Here is a 17048-nt window from a genome sequence, read left to right as displayed (position 1 = left end):
TACGAAAGAACCGCTTCAAAACAGGAAGCGGCCTCTTTTTTTCAATTTCTTAAAACACCCATATCCTCGATATGCTTCTTCGTCATCTCATCCCCCAGCTCATAGATCCGCTGGAAAGCCTTATGCATGTCGGCATCGGTATCATCGTTATCCTGATCCTGATGGTAAGGCATGAATGGAATGTGTGCCCTGTAAAAGGACCGGACATCTGATTGAGCTATTTCATCAAACACCTCACGCAGAGCCGTCACTTCCTCAGGGGTCGCATAGATAATAAAATCATCATTGTTGGCGTCATGGTTCAAGGAAATTTCCCGCGTACCAATGTTAATGTAATATTGACTTCGTTCCATCTTCACCCTCCTTTTCCTTAGTGTGAACCACGAAGGGAAAGGTTATGAATGAATGGTTACGAAAGGGTATGGACGGAAGACTGCTGTGTCACTTCTGCAAGCTTTTCCTTATCAACGTCTATTCCGATGCCTGGATATTGAGGCACGGCTAAAGCTCCTTTCTCCACCTTTAACGGAGGCTGTACAATATCCGATTCAAAATACCGTGCCGACCCGGATAAGTCTCCAGGGATGGAGAAATTAGAGAGCGAGGCGAGCGCCAGGTTATGAGCTTTGGAAATCCCCGATTCCACCATGCCCCCGCACCACACCGGCACTCCGGAGGCGGCACAGAAATCATGGATTTTTTTAGCTGCTGTCAGCCCTCCTACCCGGCTGATCTTCACGTTGATGATCCGGCAGCTTCCGAGCTCAACCGCCTGAACGGCATCTTCAAAGGATGTGATGGACTCATCCAGACAGATCGGCGTCCGCATCCGTTTCTGCAGTTGTTGATGGAGGTGGAAATCACCCGCACGGAAGGGCTGTTCAATCATCAGCATCCCGTAACGGTCCAGCGCGGCCAGATGATCCATATCCGTTTCATCGTACTGCCCATTTCCATCGATCATAATCGGCAGGTCTGGAGAGGAGGCTCGTACTTTTTCAATCATCTCCTGCTCTTTCCCTTTAATGATTTTGAGCTTGTACCTTTCATAGCCTTCCTCCTGCAGATCGGAAATATCCTGCTCGATATGATCACTTAAACTGAGGACAGCCCCTGCCCGTACAGATTTCCGTGTCCCACCGATCAAAGAGGCGAGACTTCTGTCCTTCTGTTTCGCGTAGAGATCCCAAACAGCACCCTCCAGGCCTGCTTTCGCCATCGGATGCCCCTGAATGGAATCCAAGATTTCAGGAACCTGTTCCGGATGCGACAGCGTGTTCTCTGCGAATAAAGGAATTAGAAAATCCTCAAGCACGTGCCAAGCGGTGGATGTGGTTTCATATGTGTAGAAAGGATCCGGAAATGCTGTTACTTCTCCGTACCCGGTCAAACCTGTGTCATCGCGGGCTTCAACGATAATGAGCGGACGTGACGTTAAGCTTCCTCTTTTTGTACGGAAAGGGTTCTTCATGCTCAACTCAATTTTTTTCAGAACGATTTTTTCAATTTTCATGAATTCTCTCCCCCGGTTAAGGACAGCAGCTCCCTTCTCAACAACTTGTTGGAGGCATTGCGCGGCAGCTCACGGACCCAGTATATTGCAGCCGGACGCTTATACTTCGCCATTCTTTCCTCCACATACTGATGGACAGCCTTATCCGTCAGCGTCTGATCCTCTGCGACCAGAAAAGCTACCGGTACTTCCCCCCAGCGGTCATCCGGACGTCCTGTGACCCCCGCTTCTTTAATTCCGGGGATTTCTGAAAGCACGCTTTCTATTTCAGCAGGATACACATTTTCTCCGCCGGATATAATCATATCCTTGACCCGGTCCACGACGTATAAAAAACCGTCCGCATCCTGATACCCTAGGTCCCCGGTATGAATATAAGCTTCCTGCCGCGGCGGGCGGTTATAATACCCTTTCGAAACCATAGGTCCCTGGACAATGATCTCTCCAATTTCCCCCGGGGCAGCGCTGTCGATCCACAGATCTGCAAGGCTTAATGCCTTTCCTGCTGATCCGGCTTTATCAAAAGCAGAAGCAGGGCTTAATGTGGCAATTTGCGAGGACGTTTCCGTCATCCCATAAGTCTGGAAGACCGGGATCCCCTTTGCAGAGCAGTCTTTTAACAGTACGGCCGGAACCGGACCGCCCCCGAGCAGCATACAGCGGAACGTATCAGGATAACCAGATGACCCTGTTCGTTTCAAAAGACGCTGGAGCATGACCGTAACCACCGAGGCGTGGGTCACACGTTTATTCATTACAGCCTCATGGAACCGGTTTTCATCAAATTTATCCATAAGGTACACAGACATCCCGTAAACCATACTCTTAATCAAAACAGAAAAACCGCCGACGTGAAAAAGCGGCAGGCAGATGAGCCATTTATCATCAGGGGTCAGACCAAGGTTCAATGCGGAAGCAGCGGCGCTGTACCAATGATTCCCATACGTATGAACCACAGCCTTCGGTTTCCCGGTCGTTCCGGATGTGTACATCATGGTATAAGGTGCATCAAAATCGATCTCTTTTTTCAATGCTCCTTCCGGACTGCTTACAGGAGGAACATTCTCAAATTCAACGACTTCCACTTCCGTATTTTCCACCGCCCGTAAAGCTGTGTCCGTGAAGGAAGACTGCACGAACAAACGGGATACGTCCGCATCCTGCAGCTGATAAGATATTTCCGGCGCTTCCAGCCGTGTATTTAACAGAACGACGACAGCCCCGATATAGCTGACCGCATGGATGAACACAGGAAAATGAATATCGTTTCCTGAAAGAAAAGCAATATGGTCACCTTCCTCCACTCCCATACGGATGAGGTAATGAGCCATCTGCCTGCTTTTTTCCTGAAGCTCCATAAATGTATACGCGCTGCCTTCCGGTGTTTCCAGCGCCGTTTTTTCCGGGTTTAAAAAGGCTTGTTTATCCAGCCAGTGAGGAATCTTTTCCCCCATATGCTTCTCTCCTTTCATTCATTGGAAAAGGGGCATCCCCTTCATTGGAATGCCCCCTTTGTTTATCATGTCCAGTTATTAAGGGAAACGAGGGAACTGATCGAAATCAGGCTTTCTCTTTTCCTTAAAGGCGTCGCGGCCTTCTTTCGCTTCATCTGTTGTATAGTAAAGAAGGGTTGCGTCTCCACCCATTTGCTGCAGCCCGGCAAGGCCGTCTGTATCTGCGTTGAAGGAAGCCTTCAGGAAACGCAGGGCTGTCGGGGATTTCTCCAGCATTTCACGGCACCATTGAACCGTTTCTGCTTCGAGCTCCTCCAAAGGAACAACGGTGTTGACAAGACCCATGTCCTCCGCTTCTTTTGCACTGTATTGACGGCACAGGTACCAAATTTCACGGGCTTTCTTATGGCCGACGATACGTGCAAGCAGACCAGCGCCGTAACCGGCGTCAAAGCTGCCGACTTTCGGACCTGTCTGACCGAAGATGGCATTATCCGCTGCAATCGTCAGGTCACAGACAATATGTAGGACGTGACCTCCACCAATAGCATAACCGGAAACCATAGCTACAACCGGTTTAGGAATAACACGGATCAAACGTTGAAGATCCAGGACGTTCAAGCGTGGGATCTGGTCGTTTCCAACATAGCCACCGTGACCGCGTACTTTCTGGTCACCTCCGGCACAGAATGCATCATCACCGGCTCCGGCAAGAACAATCACACCAATTCTGGAATCGTCACGCGCATAAGCAAATGCGTCGATCAGTTCGGAAACCGTCTGTGGACGGAACGCGTTGCGGACCTCCGGACGATTTATCGTAATTTTAGCAATCCCTTCGAAACGCTCGTACATAATATCTTCGTACTCGCGGTCTTGAATCCAATCAAAAGACATTTCATTTCCTCCTTCAATATGTTTACATCTATATACCCTCATGAAAAACGCTTTCATTAACTATTTTAACATGAAGCTATCTACAATTTTAGCAAAAATTCGCGGTTTCTCAAGGTGTACGGCATGTCCGGCTCCTTCCACCTCTTCCCAGTGGACCTTCGGCAGCAGTTCAGACATCTGTTTGTTGATATTTTTGAACTTCTCATCCTCAGCCCCTGTAATAAGACAGACAGGGATGGTTAGAGTGGTTAATTGTTCCCACCAGGATGGTTGATGTCCCGTCCCCATTCCTGAAAGTGATTCCGCAAGCCCCTGTCCCTGATGGCTGAGCCGCTCCGTCCGGATCTCCTGCTTCTTCTCTTCAGGAAGACTGTCCTGCGTACGGAAGAGCGGGATCTGCTCCCAATAATCAACGAAAGCATCTAAACCGTCCCGCAGAAGCATATCAGCCAGCGCTTTATCCTTTGCCTGTCTCGCAAGCTGTTCTTCCGTCGATGCAAGACCGGGAGAAGCACTTTCCAACAGGATACTTTTCACTTTATCAGGATAAAGAACAGCAAAGGAAAGCGCAGCACGACCGCCAAGCGAATATCCAAGCAGATGAACCTGTTCAATTTCCAATCGATCCAGCAGTTCATGCAGATCCCTGCAGAAGCGCTCCATTGAAACCGCGCCAAGCGGCCCTGTGCCTCCATGACCCGGCAGGTCGACTTTAACGATATCATAAGAACCCGATAAATACGACAATGGCTCATCAAACGTACCGGACGTACCTGTAAACCCGTGGAGAAGAAGAAGGGGTTCCCCTTCGCCGGTCCGCATCACTTTATATTCACGGCCGTTAATATTACTGTCCATTGTCGTCCCTCCAGCGCACTACGGCATCATGAACGTCATTCCAGCGCGTATTGTGAAAGTCGACATGATCATCACGGCTTACCATGGCTTCAATTACCATCAGCTGCTGTGACGATGCGCTCTCAGCCAGCGCCTGTCGGTACTCCTCCCACGTCTGCACGCGCAGGTGGCGGCCTCCATACATTTCAACCGCCGGCTTCAAATCGAGTCCAAGAGGTGTCCCGAATAGTTCCTCGAAATGCTTCGGATCCCGGGACTGGGGAAGGTAAGAGAAAATGCCTCCCCCATCATTGTTAATGACAACAATAGTCAAAGGAAGCCCCTGACTTTTTGCCATCCAAAGACCGTTCATATCATGGAAGAAGGAAATATCCCCAAGGAGCAGGGTTGTTTTCCGGCCGGCTGCCGCCGTACCGAGCGCTGTACTAATAACACCGTCAATTCCATTGGCCCCCCGGTTGGCCATCATAGTTACCCGCTTCGGCGTTGACATGAAAAAGCTGTCAACATCCCGGATCGGCATACTGTTTCCAATGAAAAAGGTGGACTGATCCGGAAGAGCCTCAGCAAGATAAGCAACAGCATGGCCTTCGTTCAATGCTTCGCCCGGGTCTTTCAACATTTCGGTTTTGGCCATCGTGTTCATCTGCTGCCATTCTTCCAGCCATGTTGTCTGAACATTCCCCTCGGGCAGTTCAGCGGCCAGCTGTCGACAGAGTTCCACAGCTTCTGCCCAGATATACTGGACAGCAAGACCGGCCGGCTCCCGATATCCCGGTTCATCATCAACGACATAATGGTCTACCGTGTCCTCATGGTGCTGCACCCATTTTAAATAGGTTTTGGATACAGGCATGGCCCCAAACCGCAGAATGTAGTCCGGCTTCATGTTCTCTTTAACCCAGGATGACTTCAGCAGCGATCCGTAATTTTCAATCACATGCCGTTTATCATGATCCCCGGCCCTCAGCTGGGATAAGGGATCAGCAAAGACAGGCACACCAAGGCGGGCGGCAAACTCCGTCACGGCTTCTGCCAGTTCCTCATGAGTCTGCGGACCTACTACAATCAACCCTTTATCCGAACGCCCGAGCTGCTCCAACAAATGATGGAGAGCATGCGAATCAAGCTGTTTTTTCCCTGCAGAAGGAACCGGAACGGGAAGCGTGTCCCCGCGCCAGGCCCCCTCCAGGGAAAAGTCGGGGATGAGCGGCTCCCTGAACGGAAGATTTACATGAACCGGGCCCGGCTGTCCAGTGACGGCCTCCGCTGCGGCTCTTGCTGCCTGTCTTCGTGCATACATGAAATTATTTTCCTCAGGAAGCGCTAAATCCACATGAAACTTTGCATAATCTCCATACATCTGGAGCTGATTGACTGCCTGTGGTGCGCCGGTTTCACGGAGTTCGTGCGGCCTGTCGGCTGTGAGAACAACGAGCGGAACACGACTGTAGTACGCTTCGACAACCGCCGGATAATAGTTGGCGGCGGCTGTGCCGGACGTACAGACAAGAGCTACCGGCTCATTGGTCTGTTTGGCGATCCCTAACGCAAAAAAAGCTGCTGAGCGCTCATCAAGGTGAACCCAGTGTTTCACCTCAGAATGCTCAGCAAATGTCAGGGCCAGCGGTGTGGACCGGGACCCTGGTGAAATGACGACCTGCCTGACTCCTGAAAATGCGAGCTGGTCGACAAAATGTGTGACATACTTCGTTAAAGCTTCCACGTGTCCCATTACAAGCCTCCTAGAACTGTCAGCATTGGCTTAAGTTTAACGGCGGTTTCTTCATATTCCGCCTGTGGATCGGAATCTTCCACTACTCCACAGCCGGCAAATAAAGATGCCTGATCCTGCTGGATGAGTGCCGAACGGATCGCTACCGCAAACTCCCCGTTATTCTTCGCATCAAACCAGCCTACAGGACCGGCATACCAGCCTCTGTTCAACTGTTCATGCTTCCGGATATATGAAACGGCTTCCTGCTGTGGCATTCCACCTAAAGCAGGTGTCGGGTGAAGCTTTTCGACAACGTCCAGGAGTGTATACCCTTCATCCAGGACGGCCGTTACAGGTGTATACAAGTGCTGAAGGTTTTTCAGCGGATACAGCACAGGAACATCCGGAATGGAGACATTACTGGAGCAGGCTTCCACCGCATCTTTAATCATATCTACGACAAATTGGTGTTCCTGGCGGTTTTTCGGATCATTTAAAAGCTCAAGCCCAAGAGCCTCATCCTCTTCGGATGTCGCTCCCCTCGGGGTTGTTCCTGCCAGGCAGGTGGACACAAGCCGGCGGTTTTCGAGCTTGGCAAGCCGCTCAGGAGTAGCCCCGACAAAATAATCCCCCCGGCTTTCAAAAGCAAAGATGTAGCTGTTCGGCTGTGAATCAGCAAGCTCCTTAATCACAGAAGCGGCCTGTACAGCATCCTGGAACTTCAGACGGATTTCCCTGGCCAGTACCACCTTGCTGATTTTTCCGTTCTTAATATCTTCTGTTGCTTTTTTCACCGTTTCTTTCCATTGAGCAGGCGCTGCTTCCTCTCTCCCTGTCACTACAGGAAAAGCCGCCTCGAAACCTTCCGACTTCATCAGCGTTTCCCGCTGGTCCAGAAGCTGGTGAACAATCTGCTTTAAATGGTCTTCCGGAAAAATAAGCACATTCATCGTCAAATACGCAGCTCCGCCCACTTTCGTAAGCATAAAAGCCGGGATCGTCATCTGACTGTCAGGGAAACTTCCCCAAAGATGATCGTCTGATTCTTCCGGATCAAAGCTGAACCCTCCCAATGCGGTCAGCCCTGTCCCTTTCTTCTGATAGTCGTCATAGACAACCGCATTGTCCATAAGCTTCTGCCATAATCTCTGCACTTCCTGAAAACGATCGGTACGTTCTGCATAAAGCTGGCTGGCCCGTCCAATGCCGACCATCGTCAAGTCATTATCCGCGCTCTGCCAGAACGTCCGGTGAAGATCGACCGATCCACCGGCATGAAAAAACTGAAAAGCATCCATATCATCTATATGTTCAACGATACTTATACATTGAGGTTCCCCAAGAAGATGCGCTCTCTGAAGGGCTTCCCCTGCTGCTTCTTCTATATGAGGGGCCTTCGTATGAAGCATATTCATTCCTCCCATTCCTTAAGGGACGTTGAGTAATCCATATTTACTACACAGTTAAGCGTAACTGCATGCACCACTATCTATTTTATTCTCTTTTTTCTATTGACTCAAGAAATCTTAACTTCCGGGAACATTTTCACCGAATGATTGACACCCCGGGACTCTTTCCCTAAACTTAAATTGTTATCATAAAAATTGTAGAATGACAAGGGAGAGAACATCGATGAGTTCCATACAAAATCAAAATATAAAAGCTTCCTTGAATGAACGTGAAGGTTTTCAAGTGTGGTGGAGACTTCTTCGTCCCCATACCCTGACCGCTGCTTTTGTTCCCGTTTTTGTCGGGACGATGCTTGCAGCCATTGAACAGTCCTTTGATTTCTGGTTGTTCGCGGCCATGCTGCTGGCTTCCATTCTCATTCAAGCGGCTACGAACATGTTTAACGAATATTATGATTATGCCAGGGGGCTGGATAATGAGAACTCCGTCGGCATCGGTGGTACCATTGTGCGTGACGGCATACGTCCGCAGATGGTGCTGCTGCTCGCTCTCAGCTTCTTTGCAGCAGCCGGACTCCTCGGCGTTTATATATGCGCCTCGTCCAGCTGGTGGGTGGCTGCTGTCGGACTAGTATCCATGTTGTTTGGATACCTTTATACCGGTGGACCTTTTCCCATCGCCTACACGCCGCTCGGCGAACTGACAGCCGGATTTTTCATGGGCACGATCATCATCGCTATCAGTTACTTCATTCAAACAATGACGCTCACAGCTGACGTGCTGATCGTTTCGGTTCCGGTCGCTATTTTTGTCGGCTGCATCCTTCTGGCCAATAACATCCGCGACAGGGTGAACGACGCCGAAAACGGCAGGAAAACGTTAGCGATCCTGTTTGGACATCAAGGTTCCATCCGATTTTTGACGGCTCTTTTTGCCATCGCTTATCTTTGGACAGCCGTTCTCATGATTATCGGACTTCTGCCATGGTGGTCCCTGCTGACTTTCATTAGTGTAGGAAAAGCCAGAAAGGCCATTCAGGGATTTACAGGAAAAAAAGAGCCCCTGGAAATGATGCCGGCTATGAAAGCGACCGCGCAGACGAATACTATTTACGGATTCCTCCTTGGGTTATCGCTGCTTATACAACTGTATTTCCCTCTTTGATACAAAAGGGAAACGACAGAAACACATTACGAAAAAGTCTGAGAGAAGGATGGAGAACCATCCTTCTTTTCTATAGGTTTGACCATAAGAACAATGGGAATATTACATAAAGGATGGGATAAAGATGAATGAAATGATGATGAAGAATACGTTGATGGACGCCCTGGGGATGGAAGTGATCAAAGCAGAACCGGATTGTGTGGAAATGCGGATGCCTGTGGACGCCCGCACCCATCAGCCGATGGGATTCCTTCACGGAGGCGCGAATGTCGCCCTCGCAGAAAGCGCAGCAAGTATCGGCGGATTTTTAAATATCGATACTAACGAGCAGCAGGTGTTCGGTCTCGAAATCAACGCCAATCATATTAAAAGCGCCAGAGAAGGGTATGTAACGGCCGCAGCTGTCCCCGCCCATATCGGAAAAACAACCATGGTATGGGAAATCCGGATCGTACATGAGAACGGCACACTCCTCTGCCTTTCCAGGTGCACCCTCGGGGTTGTTCCTTTAAAAAAGTAAGCCATCCTTACAAAAAGGAAGGAGACATGAAGTATGTTATCGGATAAACAGATTCACCAATTCAAACAACAGATTATAGAAATGAAAGAAGAAGCAGAACAGGAAATGGAGAAATACAAGGAGGACGATGCGAAGGAGCTTTACCCGAATGACCGCACAGGGGAAATCTCCAGCGTCGCAGACCATCCGGGAAACCTTGGGACAGATCAGCACGAACGGGAAAAACGCCAGACCTTTTATGAACAGGCAAGAGAGAAACACATGGAGGCGGAAGATGCCCTGAAACGTATAGAGGAAGGCCGTTTCGGTGTCAGTGAGAAATCAGGGGACCCGATCCCTGTCGAGCGCCTTGAAGCTCTCCCTACCGCCCGCTATACCGTGGAAGAAGAACGGGAAATAGAAAAGGATGTCTGATAAAAAAGGATGCCGTCATCACAACGGCATCCTTTTTTAGTCAATCCATCTCCCGGCGCTGTTCGGAAGGTTCTTCATCCAGATCCGGCTCTTCTTCGTCCATATTGAACGGCGTATCCCGTTCCCCACTCCGGCGCACGTCTCTTTCATAATCCCTTCTCATTTCATCAAGGTCCTGATGCTCCCGGTTATTACGGAAACGCTGTTCTTCCGGCAGCTCATTCATATCCGTACGCTCATAACGGGCAGGTTCATAATTGATATCCTCCGGACCATCCTCATTCCCATTCATTCCACAGCCGCTTACGGTCATCATTACCAGTAAAGCAGCACCCATGATTTTTTTCATCCATAAACACCTCTTTCAAAATAGTAAGAGCATGTTTATTTTCTCCCTTTACCACCGTTTTACACATGGAAGAACGACCGTGAAGCAGGCAACGTCTTTTCCGCTTATCGATGCACCTCAGCGCTTCCAGAAGATTTTTCCGAATAAAAAAAGGCGGCGAGTCAATAACTCGCCGCCTTTTCATTTACGCCGCGGATGAGGAACGTGGACTTTTCTGTTCAATCCAAGGCTTCATCCGTACAAAGAGCAGGGTGAACAACGCACTCACAATGATACCTTTAAGGGCATTGAACGGCAGAATCCCCGCCACTATCGTTATCCATTTCACTTGTGCACTCATCGTTTCCCATCCCATAAACCAGCTGTAAGCCGGAAGAATGACAAAGTAGTTCAGTACACCCATGCCGAACGCCATAACCAGTGAACTCGTCACGAGTCCGGATACAAGAGATTTAACACTCTTAAATCTATGATAGATCATCGTAACCGGGAGGATGAACAAAATGCCTGCGGCAAAGTTTGCCACCACCCCCACCGGATCTCCAGCGCCGGTATATATAAAATAAAGACCATTTTTTAACGCTTCAACAAGTATTCCTGCAGCAGGCGTAAACATAATGCCTGCAAGTAAGGCCGGTACATCACTGAAATCCACTTTCAAATACGACGGCAGCAATGGCAGCGGAAAATTCAACAGCATCAGGACCATGGAAATCGTCCCGAATAAAGCAATGGTAATCAGTGTAAATAATTTTTTTGATGACTGAGCCGGATTACGGTTCATCATCGATCTCCCCCTTCATCTTTAAGCATTGATTCACATCCCAGATGAAGGTGAGCGGCTGCGCCTGACCAATAAAAAACCCCTGAAGCATTGGGCTTAGGGATGGTCTTGGTCCACGGCTGAATAGAGGCAGCATATTTAACATGCACTGCCTGTTCCGCTCGACATCTTCTCCCATCCAGACTGTAACTGTCGGTCCCGGACTCTCACCAGGTCAGCCATGCAGAAAATTCTGCACAGGTCACGGACTTAAAGGTCGCTGTGCCTTCTTACCGTCGGTCGGGAATTTCACCCTGCCCCGAAGATGGAATCAATATAAATTTGTACTTTTATTTTATACAAAACCTGTGCCAGGTGCAAGCAGGAAGTTCTGCCACCTGCCACCTTGACTCCGTGACATTTTTTTCGCGCAGCCTATTCCCTTTTATCTATCACATCAGCCTACACCGTCTATCTGCTCACGAATACTATACCTATGAACTACAAAATCATTTGATAAAGGTGGAAAACTTATGGCGAATTGCAGGAAAGTTTCCGTTCCGGGGAAACTGCCGATGAAGTTTCCGAAGAAGAAAGAGAAACATGAGAAAAAGCATGACTGCCCGACCGGATGTAAGTGTCATTTCAAAAAGCCCGGGCTTAAGCCAGCTAAGCTGAACAGCGACTGCTTCGTGGAAAATGCTCTCGTTGGAACCAAACAGGTCCAGAAGGTAGCTGAAGCTACTCTACCACTCACTCTATTTTCAACTCTAGGCGTCGGCAGCATTGTATCCGTAGAGGTCGTTCCTAACTTGGAAAACATCACAATGAATGCCCGCATCATCAAAAACAAAGTCGTCAATATTGGATTGATCCCAGCTACCATTACCCTTAACTTCTTAGATGTAGATGGCGGATTACAACTCGGTGTACTCAATACAACGATTCCTTTTCAAGCGCACACGGACTTTCCAGGCGCTTGTCCGGAAGATAACTTGACCGAGACACCACTGGAAGTCGAAGGAATCTTCACCCAGGAGGGTGTTCCTGTAGTCGACGTTGCAGGAATTACCTTAGTGGAAGGGATTATTGTGAAAATCATTCTTAAAACGACGATCACCGTTACACGCCCGGTCATCCGTGACGCGCATGGAAATGTGTGTGATTTGAACCCTGACCGCTGTAAACAGGATACGGATGCCCCATCCTTCACCTTCCCAGGACCGGATGACGAAGGGCTGCTATAAATGAGAAGAAAGAGCTTATCACGGATAAGCTCTCAGCTTGTAGAGAAACCCCTGTTTCTTTACAAGCTTTTTTCTTTCTTACCGCCGGGAGCAAAAGCCCCTCCTTCACCCAGCTCATTCTTACTGGTTGGAGGGCAGTCTTTTTCATATTCCGGCGGGCAGCCGTCATCAGCGCCTGTTCCTTCCCTTTTTCTTTTCCACGCAAGCGGCAACAGCGCAGCCCATGCCGTTCTTTTGAATCTGCAAAGCTACGCTCAACTTTCTCTTTTCTCATACGGTATATCCACTTTCCTTCGTTTTATCGCAGCGTAATTTTCCACAGGCACCGGCACGAAGAGCGTTCGTTGGTCACGCCTGCGGGAACAGCACGAGCCGAAGATCCACTTGGCCAAATGGTTTCTTGACCAAGTCAGCTGAGGCACGTGCCCGCGGCAGGCATGCGCCGATAAGCGGAACGTGCCCTCTCAACACAACATGCGGACAACTCTAAATGGTTAACTCAGGCTTTTTCTAGTTGATGGATTGAAATTCCTTCAAGCACTGCTCCTCTTTGTTATTCAACTATCCCAGCAATGCACAGCCACCCCTTTGTACGACCACGACCGGTGGAAGGATCCTGTATATCCTCCCTTACAAGTCGATCCTATTTCAACTACCGCAACGGCCTACACCATCTATCTGCTCAAGAATACTATACCTATGAACTACAAAAATAATTGATAAAGGTGGAAAACCTATGGCGAATTGCAGGAAAGTTTCCGTTCCGGGGAAACTGCCGATGAAGTTTCCGAAGAAAAAAGAGAAACATGAGAAAAAGCATGACTGCCTGACCGGATGTAAGTGTCATTTCAAAAAGCCCGAGTTTAAACCAGCTAAGCTGAACAGCGACTGCTTCGTGGAAAATGCTCTCGTTGGAACCAAACAGGTACAGAAAGTAGCCGAATCTACGCTGCCTCTCAGTCTATTTGCAGCTGCCGGTGTAACCATTGGCAGCCTTGTATCTGTAGAAGTCGTTCCTAACTTGGAAAATATCACAATGAACGCCCGCATCATCAAAAACAAAGTCGTTAATATTGGATTGGTCCCCGCTACCATTACAGTCAACTTCCTTGATGGGACAGGAGCACTTCAAGTCGGTCTTCTAAACACAGCGATTCCTTTTCAAGCGCACACGGATTTTCCAGGCGCCTGTCCGGAAGATAACTTGACCGAGACACCGCTGGAAGTCGAAGGAATCTTCACCCAGGAGGGTGTTCCTGTAGTCGACGTTGCAGGAATTACCCTGGTGGAAGGGATTATTGTGAAAATCATCCTTAAAACCACGATCACCGTTACACGCCCGGTCATCCGTGACGCGCATGGAAATGTGTGTGATTTAAACCCTGACCGCTGTAAACAGGATACGGACGCCCCATCCTTCACCTTCCCAGGGCCGGATAACGAAGGCATCCTATAATAAACAAAGAGCTTATCCCAGGATAAGCTCTCAGCTTGTAGAGAAATCCCTGTTTCTTTACAAGCTTTTTCTTTCTTACCGCCAGGAGCGAAAGCCCCTTCCCTTTCCGCGGACGAGCGCCCGAGCTTCCTCGCAAAACCCACACTCGGCGATCTCGGCTCACTCGTTCTTCCGCAGGAGTGGAAGGGGCACTGCTCCTTGGGGATTCTTTAAAATCAAAAAAGACTCTCCTTTACCCAGCTCGCCCTTGCTGAATGGAGGACAACCTTTTTCATATTCCGGCAGGCAGCCGTCATCAGCGCCTGTTCTTTCCCTTTTTCTTATCCGCGCAAGCGGTAACAACGCAATGCCGTTCTTTTGAATCTGCGCAGCTACGCTCGACCTTCTCTTTTCTCATACGGTATATCCACTTTCCTTCATTGGAAAGCCGGTTCAAGCGAACCTGCTCTTTGTTCATCCGGGAAATCTCTTCGGTGACCAGACCGACATTTTCCCGAACCTCACCAATGGAATGCTTCACTTTATTTGAGAGCTTCAGGACTTCTTTAGCGACGATATCAAATCCACGCCCATCCTCCCCGACCCTCTCAGCTTCAATAGCTGCATTTAACGACAGTAGATTAATCCGAGAGGCAATGTCCTTAATGGTTTTAACCACCTCTTGAATGTTCTGCGCCTGCATTTCGAGCGTTTACGTTTTCTTCATAGAAATGTCTTTAATGAGGAAAACCTGACTATTCAACGCCTTCATATCCTCCATCCCTTCCTCTGCACGGGGATTTAAGTTCAAAGATACATCCTGAAGCTCCTCCACCGTCCATGTCATTTCATTGTGTCTCGTTGTAATGTCACCAGCCACCTTCAATGTAAAAGGGCATAAAAAAATCCCGCTCTTAATGAGCAGGACCATCTACTTTATCTGTGGCGTCCAGCAGCAGTCGAAGTGTTGCTGACACGGTTGAGACGTCTACAAGTCCGTCTTCACTGTCTTTTACTTTTCCAAGCTGAAGCATAATGTAATCATCATACCCCTGCACGTGAACCTGTCCGGCATTAATTCTCCCCTTCAACATCATAATCTGCTGATGCAGCGCTTCACGATCCATGCCGATCACTCCTTAACACTATAGAAGATTATATCGGCTAGTGTGCCCAAATATGCATGAAAATAATCAAAAGAATCGTCGATAACCGATCGTAATTGGGAACACAGGATGTTTCAAAGGTATGCTGAATTTATGCCTTTGTTGGTTTCACGATCAGCGTTCGGTGTTGACGCCTGCGGGACCAGCACGAGGCGGAGATCCACTTGGTCAAGTGACCTTCTTGACCAAGTGCAGCTGAAACCGTGCCCGTGGCAGGCATCCACCGATGAGCGGTTCGTGAAATCAACCGATGCAGCATGAATAGGACTTACCCCAGGCTCTTAAGACTTTCTCTGCGTGCCTTGAATCAGGGTGAAACGTTTTCTATTTAGGTACAAAGCACAAGACGTGACTACAAACATTCTTAAACCGATCTACATGAAAAAATACCCTGCGATCAACCCAATTTAATCGTCCAGTGGATTTAAGCTTTCCTTCCCTGTCATACCTGCGATCATTTCCACAAGAAGGGTAATTTCCTCTTCTATATCCTGAATGCTCGCGGTTTCTACAGGGGAGTGCATATACCGCAGCGGCAGAGAGACAAGGCTGACCGGCACACCTTTTCCTGTCAGGCGCATCTTATCAGCATCCGTCCCTGTCATGCGTGGTGTCAATTCGTATTGAACAGCCATGTCCAGAGAGGAAGCTGTCTTTTCCAACAGTTGATTGATCTTGCGGTTGATCGGTGCCCCTTTAGCAAGGACAGGCCCTTTCTCTAGACGGACATCGCCGTGTTTCCGTTTGTCTACACCAGGATAATCGGTGGCAAACGTTACATCGCAGGCAATGGCCATTGTAGGTTCCACACCGGCTGCTGCAAAATAGGCACCACCCATATTCGTTTCTTCATTCACCGTGCTCGCTGCATACACACCGACATTCAATTTTTTCTCAGATAAGCGGCGCAGCACTTCTCCGACAACGAACTGACCAGTCCGGTTATCAAGACCACGGCCGGCTATGTAACGGTCCATCAATACTTCCGTTTCTCTTTTATATACAGCCAGATCGCCAATCTGCACGAACTTCATGACTTCTTCCTTGGACTTGGCTCCGCAGTCGATAAACAGTTCCTCAAGTCCGAAGTCTCCCTTCAATCCGCCATGATGCTGAGCATTGACTCCAATAACCCCTGTTATTGTTCCGCCATACCCTTGAATACTGACTTTCATTCCAACAGCCGCTTTAGGGTTGACGCCGCCCATCTTATCCACGTACACATAGCCGTCATCATCGATCCGATTGACGACAAGGGCAATTTCATCACAGTGACCGGCGAGCATAATTTTAAAATCAGCTTCCGGGTTGAGGACAGCAATGGCATTGCCCGCGTGGTCCGTTTGAATCTCATCCGCATAGGGACGCATTTCCTCGATCCAGCGTTTTTGGATCTCCATCTCCATACTTGACGGAGACGGTGTATTTAACAATTCCAATAAAAAGTCGAGACGTTCTTTTTCCACAGGTAAACACCCTCCTTCGTAATTATCTTATCAAAAAACCAGACGGACTTCATATCGACGCATATTTCTGTTCTTTTTAGGGAAAAGGAATAGGTAGGCATTAGAAAGGAGATTTTCGTATGGACTTGGACCAGCAGTTTCACGAAGGAATGCATCCGCAGGAATACGTCGATCAGATGCAGTCCCACCAAAATGACTTATTGTACATATATGAAAACTTCTCTACCCAGGTGGAGGATGTGCCACTGTTTGAAGAAGTACAAAACAAACAGTGGAGAGCGTTGGTACTGACCGAGGACTGGTGTGGGGATGCGATGCTGAACCTGCCTATTTTCCTCAGAATTGCAGAAGCGGCTCAAATTGATACCCGCTTTTTCCTGAGGGATGAAAACCCCGCCCTGATGGATCACTATTTAACGAATGGCACGTCCCGTTCCATTCCAAAAATCATCCTGATCGATTCAGTCGGGAATGAAGCCGCTGTCTGGGGCCCGCGGGCGCCAGAGTTGGAGCAGTTCGTTTCCGAGGCTTTAACCAGCCTTCCCGGAAAAGAGGCGCCCGATCACGAGGAAAAGCGCAGGGAGGTCCTGCTTTTTGTCACGAAAGCCTTTCGTGACAACCACGATTTCTGGCATTACGTTTATGAAGATATGAAACAGACCCTGAAATTCTGAT

The 17048-nt window shown here is 48.8% G+C and carries 20 protein-coding genes, 1 pseudogene and 1 riboswitch; of the genes and pseudogenes, 7 read left to right on the top strand and 14 right to left on the bottom strand.

What is annotated here, in order from left to right; translation table 11 throughout:
* Window positions 1-41 precede the first annotated feature (41 nt).
* The 7 genes from GLV97_RS12015 to GLV97_RS11985 all read right to left on the bottom strand — a co-directional run bounded on the left by GLV97_RS12015 (window position 42) and on the right by GLV97_RS11985 (window position 7848).
* Window positions 42-353 (bottom strand): hydrolase, encoded by a 312-nt coding sequence (locus GLV97_RS12015; protein WP_160838592.1) that lies wholly within the window; start codon window positions 351-353, stop codon window positions 42-44.
* Window positions 354-409: 56 nt separating this feature from the next.
* Window positions 410-1513, bottom strand: a complete 1104-nt coding sequence (menC, locus tag GLV97_RS12010; protein WP_160842143.1) for an o-succinylbenzoate synthase — start codon at window positions 1511-1513, stop codon at window positions 410-412.
* Window positions 1510-2967 carry an o-succinylbenzoate--CoA ligase gene (locus GLV97_RS12005; protein ID WP_160889746.1) on the bottom strand — a complete coding sequence of 486 codons (1458 nt, stop codon included), beginning with the start codon at window positions 2965-2967 and terminating at the stop codon, window positions 1510-1512. Before GLV97_RS12005 ends, menC begins: the two co-directional genes overlap by 4 nt.
* A gap of 78 nt (window positions 2968-3045) precedes the next feature.
* The gene (menB, locus tag GLV97_RS12000) at window positions 3046-3864 is read right to left on the bottom strand and encodes a 1,4-dihydroxy-2-naphthoyl-CoA synthase (protein ID WP_160838586.1); all 819 of its coding nucleotides are present in this window, start codon (window positions 3862-3864) and stop codon (window positions 3046-3048) included.
* Between the two features lie 60 nt (window positions 3865-3924).
* The gene (gene menH, locus GLV97_RS11995; protein ID WP_160889745.1) at window positions 3925-4722 is read right to left on the bottom strand and encodes a 2-succinyl-6-hydroxy-2,4-cyclohexadiene-1-carboxylate synthase; all 798 of its coding nucleotides are present in this window, start codon (window positions 4720-4722) and stop codon (window positions 3925-3927) included.
* A complete protein-coding gene (gene menD, locus GLV97_RS11990; protein WP_160889744.1) occupies window positions 4712-6457 on the bottom strand; it encodes a 2-succinyl-5-enolpyruvyl-6-hydroxy-3-cyclohexene-1-carboxylic-acid synthase in 1746 nt (581 codons plus the stop codon). The genes menH and menD overlap by 11 nt, the downstream gene beginning before the upstream one ends.
* On the bottom strand, window positions 6457-7848 hold the full coding sequence (locus GLV97_RS11985; protein WP_160889743.1) for an isochorismate synthase: 1392 nt from the start codon (window positions 7846-7848) through the stop codon (window positions 6457-6459). The genes menD and GLV97_RS11985 overlap by 1 nt, the downstream gene beginning before the upstream one ends.
* 223 nt (window positions 7849-8071) lie before the next feature.
* Here GLV97_RS11985 and GLV97_RS11980 point away from each other — a divergent pair, with 223 nt between their 5' ends.
* The 3 genes from GLV97_RS11980 to GLV97_RS11970 all read left to right on the top strand — a co-directional run bounded on the left by GLV97_RS11980 (window position 8072) and on the right by GLV97_RS11970 (window position 9947).
* Window positions 8072-9013 carry a 1,4-dihydroxy-2-naphthoate polyprenyltransferase gene (locus tag GLV97_RS11980; protein ID WP_160838578.1) on the top strand — a complete coding sequence of 314 codons (942 nt, stop codon included), beginning with the start codon at window positions 8072-8074 and terminating at the stop codon, window positions 9011-9013.
* Between the two features lie 133 nt (window positions 9014-9146).
* Window positions 9147-9533, top strand: coding sequence for a hotdog fold thioesterase (locus GLV97_RS11975; protein WP_202409764.1), 387 nt, complete (start codon window positions 9147-9149; stop codon window positions 9531-9533).
* 33 nt (window positions 9534-9566) lie between these two features.
* A complete protein-coding gene (locus GLV97_RS11970) occupies window positions 9567-9947 on the top strand; it encodes a hypothetical protein (protein ID WP_160838574.1) in 381 nt (126 codons plus the stop codon).
* Window positions 9948-9987: 40 nt separating this feature from the next.
* Here the strand turns inward: GLV97_RS11970 and GLV97_RS11965 are convergent, their stop codons facing one another.
* Both GLV97_RS11965 and GLV97_RS11960 read right to left on the bottom strand, forming a co-directional pair.
* Entirely contained in the window at window positions 9988-10296 is a 309-nt protein-coding gene (locus GLV97_RS11965) for a hypothetical protein (RefSeq protein WP_160838572.1), read from the bottom strand.
* A gap of 184 nt (window positions 10297-10480) precedes the next feature.
* Entirely contained in the window at window positions 10481-11083 is a 603-nt protein-coding gene (locus GLV97_RS11960; RefSeq protein ID WP_160838570.1) for an ECF transporter S component, read from the bottom strand.
* A gap of 159 nt (window positions 11084-11242) precedes the next feature.
* A riboswitch (FMN riboswitch) is annotated at window positions 11243-11390 on the bottom strand.
* A gap of 202 nt (window positions 11391-11592) precedes the next feature.
* Between GLV97_RS11960 and GLV97_RS11955 the strand changes: the two genes are divergently transcribed.
* Window positions 11593-12306 carry a hypothetical protein gene (locus GLV97_RS11955; RefSeq protein ID WP_160842149.1) on the top strand — a complete coding sequence of 238 codons (714 nt, stop codon included), beginning with the start codon at window positions 11593-11595 and terminating at the stop codon, window positions 12304-12306.
* Between the two features lie 130 nt (window positions 12307-12436).
* Here the strand turns inward: GLV97_RS11955 and GLV97_RS19990 are convergent.
* A pseudogene (locus tag GLV97_RS19990) lies at window positions 12437-12601 on the bottom strand (transposase); the annotation flags it as partial.
* Between the two features lie 441 nt (window positions 12602-13042).
* Between GLV97_RS19990 and GLV97_RS11945 the strand changes: the two are divergent.
* Window positions 13043-13762, top strand: a complete 720-nt coding sequence (locus tag GLV97_RS11945) for a hypothetical protein (protein ID WP_160889742.1) — start codon at window positions 13043-13045, stop codon at window positions 13760-13762.
* Between the two features lie 295 nt (window positions 13763-14057).
* Here GLV97_RS11945 and GLV97_RS20350 read toward each other — a convergent pair whose 3' ends face one another.
* From GLV97_RS20350 to GLV97_RS11930, 3 genes are read right to left on the bottom strand one after another with little or no spacing between them, the layout of a single operon-like run.
* On the bottom strand, window positions 14058-14444 hold the full coding sequence (locus GLV97_RS20350; RefSeq protein WP_160889741.1) for a methyl-accepting chemotaxis protein: 387 nt from the start codon (window positions 14442-14444) through the stop codon (window positions 14058-14060).
* 9 nt (window positions 14445-14453) lie between these two features.
* Complete coding sequence (locus GLV97_RS11935) at window positions 14454-14672, bottom strand: hypothetical protein (RefSeq protein ID WP_160889740.1); 219 nt, start codon at window positions 14670-14672, stop codon at window positions 14454-14456.
* A complete protein-coding gene (locus tag GLV97_RS11930) occupies window positions 14656-14868 on the bottom strand; it encodes a hypothetical protein (RefSeq protein ID WP_160838558.1) in 213 nt (70 codons plus the stop codon). The genes GLV97_RS11935 and GLV97_RS11930 overlap by 17 nt, the downstream gene beginning before the upstream one ends.
* A 132-nt stretch (window positions 14869-15000) precedes the next feature.
* Between GLV97_RS11930 and GLV97_RS11925 the strand changes: the two genes are divergently transcribed.
* Complete coding sequence (locus GLV97_RS11925) at window positions 15001-15168, top strand: hypothetical protein (RefSeq protein ID WP_160889739.1); 168 nt, start codon at window positions 15001-15003, stop codon at window positions 15166-15168.
* A gap of 146 nt (window positions 15169-15314) precedes the next feature.
* Here the strand turns inward: GLV97_RS11925 and GLV97_RS11920 are convergent, their stop codons facing one another.
* A complete protein-coding gene (locus GLV97_RS11920; RefSeq protein WP_160889738.1) occupies window positions 15315-16373 on the bottom strand; it encodes a M20/M25/M40 family metallo-hydrolase in 1059 nt (352 codons plus the stop codon).
* Window positions 16374-16492: 119 nt separating this feature from the next.
* Between GLV97_RS11920 and GLV97_RS11915 the strand changes: the two genes are divergently transcribed.
* Window positions 16493-17047, top strand: a complete 555-nt coding sequence (locus GLV97_RS11915; protein ID WP_160889737.1) for a thioredoxin family protein — start codon at window positions 16493-16495, stop codon at window positions 17045-17047.
* Window position 17048: the final 1 nt, after the last annotated feature.

The sequence above is a fragment of the Halobacillus litoralis genome, assembly GCF_009856355.1.
Classification (GTDB): Bacteria; Bacillota; Bacilli; order Bacillales; family Halobacillaceae; genus Halobacillus; species Halobacillus litoralis_B.
The sequence above is the reverse complement of the archived record's forward strand: the minus strand, read 5'-3'. Positions and strand labels throughout refer to the sequence as shown.

Excerpts from the sequence above, each read along its gene's own strand:
- GLV97_RS11925 (WP_160889739.1), top strand. The coding sequence starts at position 15,001 with ATGCCTTTGTTGGTTTCACGATCAGCGTTCGGTGTTGACGCCTGCGGG.
- GLV97_RS11975 (WP_202409764.1), top strand. The coding sequence starts at position 9,147 with ATGATGATGAAGAATACGTTGATGGACGCCCTGGGGATGGAAGTGATC.
- menH (WP_160889745.1), bottom strand. The coding sequence starts at position 4,722 with ATGGACAGTAATATTAACGGCCGTGAATATAAAGTGATGCGGACCGGC.
- GLV97_RS11935 (WP_160889740.1), bottom strand. The coding sequence starts at position 14,672 with ATGGTCCTGCTCATTAAGAGCGGGATTTTTTTATGCCCTTTTACATTG.
- GLV97_RS11915 (WP_160889737.1), top strand. The coding sequence starts at position 16,493 with ATGGACTTGGACCAGCAGTTTCACGAAGGAATGCATCCGCAGGAATAC.
- GLV97_RS11970 (WP_160838574.1), top strand. The coding sequence starts at position 9,567 with ATGTTATCGGATAAACAGATTCACCAATTCAAACAACAGATTATAGAA.
- menB (WP_160838586.1), bottom strand. The coding sequence starts at position 3,864 with ATGTCTTTTGATTGGATTCAAGACCGCGAGTACGAAGATATTATGTAC.
- GLV97_RS11945 (WP_160889742.1), top strand. The coding sequence starts at position 13,043 with ATGGCGAATTGCAGGAAAGTTTCCGTTCCGGGGAAACTGCCGATGAAG.
- menD (WP_160889744.1), bottom strand. The coding sequence starts at position 6,457 with ATGGGACACGTGGAAGCTTTAACGAAGTATGTCACACATTTTGTCGAC.
- GLV97_RS11960 (WP_160838570.1), bottom strand. The coding sequence starts at position 11,083 with ATGATGAACCGTAATCCGGCTCAGTCATCAAAAAAATTATTTACACTG.
- GLV97_RS11985 (WP_160889743.1), bottom strand. The coding sequence starts at position 7,848 with ATGCTTCATACGAAGGCCCCTCATATAGAAGAAGCAGCAGGGGAAGCC.
- GLV97_RS12005 (WP_160889746.1), bottom strand. The coding sequence starts at position 2,967 with ATGGGGGAAAAGATTCCTCACTGGCTGGATAAACAAGCCTTTTTAAAC.
- GLV97_RS20350 (WP_160889741.1), bottom strand. The coding sequence starts at position 14,444 with ATGCAGGCGCAGAACATTCAAGAGGTGGTTAAAACCATTAAGGACATT.
- GLV97_RS11980 (WP_160838578.1), top strand. The coding sequence starts at position 8,072 with ATGAGTTCCATACAAAATCAAAATATAAAAGCTTCCTTGAATGAACGT.
- menC (WP_160842143.1), bottom strand. The coding sequence starts at position 1,513 with ATGAAAATTGAAAAAATCGTTCTGAAAAAAATTGAGTTGAGCATGAAG.
- GLV97_RS11930 (WP_160838558.1), bottom strand. The coding sequence starts at position 14,868 with ATGGATCGTGAAGCGCTGCATCAGCAGATTATGATGTTGAAGGGGAGA.
- GLV97_RS11965 (WP_160838572.1), bottom strand. The coding sequence starts at position 10,296 with ATGAAAAAAATCATGGGTGCTGCTTTACTGGTAATGATGACCGTAAGC.
- GLV97_RS11955 (WP_160842149.1), top strand. The coding sequence starts at position 11,593 with ATGGCGAATTGCAGGAAAGTTTCCGTTCCGGGGAAACTGCCGATGAAG.
- GLV97_RS12015 (WP_160838592.1), bottom strand. The coding sequence starts at position 353 with ATGGAACGAAGTCAATATTACATTAACATTGGTACGCGGGAAATTTCC.